General features: G+C 41.7%; 2 protein-coding genes and 1 pseudogene. 2 read left to right on the top strand and 1 reads right to left on the bottom strand.

Annotation, left to right across the window (positions count from 1 at the left end; all coding sequences use genetic code 11):
• Positions 1 to 437 (top strand): annotated as a pseudogene (locus VNZ46_RS28095) (ABC transporter ATP-binding protein); the annotation flags it as partial.
• Positions 434 to 1,702: a DUF5103 domain-containing protein gene (locus VNZ46_RS28090; protein ID WP_325564808.1), complete on the top strand. Its 1,269-nt coding sequence runs from the start codon at positions 434 to 436 to the stop codon at positions 1,700 to 1,702. The pseudogene VNZ46_RS28095 and the gene VNZ46_RS28090, both read left to right, overlap by 4 nt.
• On the opposite strand, the gene VNZ46_RS28085 is transcribed toward VNZ46_RS28090, so the two are convergent.
• On the bottom strand, positions 1,699 to 3,016 hold a 1,318-nt coding region (locus VNZ46_RS28085; protein ID WP_325564806.1), incomplete at its 5' end, for an alpha-amylase. The genes VNZ46_RS28090 and VNZ46_RS28085 overlap by 4 nt on opposite strands.

Raw genomic sequence — 3,016 nt, 5'->3', positions numbered from 1 at the left:
ACAGGTACTTCCTGGACAATGTAGCCAACAAAATATGGTTCATTGAAGACAGGGATATTAAAGAGTATCCTGGAACCTATGCAGAATACGAAGAATGGAATGCCAAAAGACCACCTGCAGCAGCTACAAGTATCCCATATAAACAAGAGAAAGAAGTCAAACCAAAAGTTGAGGAAAAGAAAGCAGCAGCACCAAATGTGCAACAGCAACTGAAGAAGCTGAATGATCAGCTTCAAAAAGCAGAAACTGAAATTGCAGTATTGGAAAAAAATGTGAAGAACATTGAAGAAGAACTGGCCAGCGACCAGGTTTATGGAGACCCGGTTAAATTAGCTGCAGCCAACAAAAAATATCTGGATGCCAAGCACCTGCTCGACACTGCACAAAACACATGGGAAGACCTGGCATCTGAAATTATGGAAATGGAAGGCAAATGATAAAAACAGGCAGATTGTTCTTTTTTTTAATGATCAGTGTCCAGCTGGCTCTAGCACAGCAAACACTTGTCTATGACAATAAGGTTTATTTACCTCAAATTAAAACCGTACAGTGTTATAATAAACAAAAAGAACAATCTGCCCCAGTTATCGGCCTGAAATCGGGAGAGCAACTCCTTTTTTCTTTTGACGACCTCAACGGAGGCAGTAAAAACTACTGGTATTCCGTTGAACATTGCACTTCAGACTGGAAATCGTCCAGGATATCGACACTGGATTATGTTGAGTCTTTTGCCGAAGACCGGATTATAGATTACAAATATTCCTTTGCAACGCTGCAAAAATTCACCCATTACAGCCTTAATCTTCCAAATGACCAGATCAAATTAAAGATCTCTGGTAATTACCTGCTTAAGATTTATGAAGATGGAGACCAGAAAAAACTGGTGGTTACACAAAGGTTCTATGTAACAGATAACCGCGTAAATACAGGAATTGAAATTACCCCCAGCCTGCAAATTCCAGAAAGACCTTACAATCAAAAACTCAACCTGTCTGTTTTCCATAAGGGACTGGCCGTACAAAATCCGTACACAGATATTAAAGCGGTTGTTATGCAAAACCTGGATCCGCAAACAGCCATCATCAATACCAAACCCTCTTTTGTTAAACCAGATAATCTGATCTATAATGATATAACCACCAATGATTTTAAAGGTGGGAACGAATTCAGAAAATTTGACCTCAGAAGCTTAAGGTATCCTGGAGACCATGTTCAGCAAATCTTTAAGGACAGCATCTACAATGCTGTTTTATTCCCGGATATCGTGGCCACTACCCAAAAGTACACGAGTCAGTTTGACGAAAACGGCAACTTTTTTATCAGGAACCAGGACGGAAGAGATGACAACACGGAAAGTGATTATGTTCAGGTACTGTTCACTTTAAATACACAGCCCCCAAGTCCTAAAGGTGATGTTTATGTCGTCGGGAGATTCAACAACTATAACCTTTTAGAAGAAAACAAACTAAGTTATGACCCCGGAAAAAGAAGATATTACGGACATATCCTCGTCAAGCAAGGTTTATACGACTTCAAATACATCTGGAAAGACCTGGAAACCGGTAAAATAAACAACACCATTTTTGAGGGTTCTTTCTTTGAAACAGCAAATACTTATCAGGTATTTGTTTATTATCGCAGACCTGGCAGCCGCTGGGATGAACTGGTTGGCTACACCAATATCGATTCCGTGAAGCGCTAACCTTCTTTGGGTATCCAGACAGAAATGTTTCCTGCTACACAGGCGAACTTCGCCCACCCTTCTTCATTGACCACCACCTCATCGGCAATACGTCCCAATGCATCTATAAATACCTGGCCCGCATGCCTGGCACCAATTTCCATATCTTTAAACCCCTCGTTGCTGTTGCTCATCACTACTGCAAAACCTGAACCGGGTATTTCATCTGTCCCTTCCCTGGTCCAGCCAATACAACTTGGATAATCAAAATAATCCCGCTGCAGACCAAAAGCCCGCTCTTTCCTGATCTGACAAAGTACAGGTAACTCTTCAAGGGCAACAAGCTCCACCTCCACATCTTCTCCCTCTTCATTCTTGTCTGTATACTTACATCCATACAAATCAGGATAAAATAAACAGGGAATTCCCTGTTCACGCAACAGGATCAGCGCATAAGCCATGGGCCTGAACCAAAAATCCACATAAGATTCCAGTGCCTGAAGCGGCTGCGAGTCATGGTTATCCACAAAAGTGACAGATAATTCCGGGTGATAAGCCACTAATGTCCCCTCGAAGATTTTACTGAGGTCATAATCTTCACCCTCCTTACCGGCCAGGTACAGGTTATGGTGCAAAATGGAATCAAACAACTGCATCCTTCCATCAGTACGCTGCAAGTAAGCATCAAGTTCCTCCACCCCCTCTATAATCCAGTTTTCCGCTACAACAAAGAATTCCCTTTCAAAGGTATTTTTCATGTGGTCCAGCCATTCATTCAAAAAATCAGCAGATATGTGTTTTACCGCATCCAGTCTGAAGCCATCCATGCCACAGGTCTTATAATACCATTCTCCCCAGCGTTTCAATTCCTCCCTCACTGCAGGATTCCTGAACTCAATGTCATTGAACATCAGGTAATCATAATTACCATATTCTGCAGAGGGTACATCTTCCCAGCCTTCCCCATATTCATTTTGAATAGAAAAAATACCATCTTCAGGTGGGTTCTCAGACCGGTCAATACCACTAAAACACTGATGGTCCCAAACAAAATCAGAATACAAACCCTTTCTTCCCGGAAAAGTAAATTTCGTCCAGGCCTGGATATCCATCACATCAGAAATAAACTCCAAACGGTTATCCGGATCCACCTTCCGTACTTTTATAGTCTCGAGCTCATCTGCACCTGCCTTATGGTTAAACACCATATCTGTTATCGTAGAAACCCCAGCATCTTTTAAGGCTTTAACCGCCTTAAGATAAGCTGCTTTAGTACCATATTTAGTGGGTATGCTGCCTTTCTGATCAAATTCACCAAGATCAAACAGATCATAA

It is taken from the genome of Pedobacter sp., assembly GCF_035566355.1.
Classification (GTDB): Bacteria; Bacteroidota; Bacteroidia; order Sphingobacteriales; family Sphingobacteriaceae; genus Pedobacter.
This window is presented reverse-complemented; position numbering and strand designations above follow the sequence as displayed.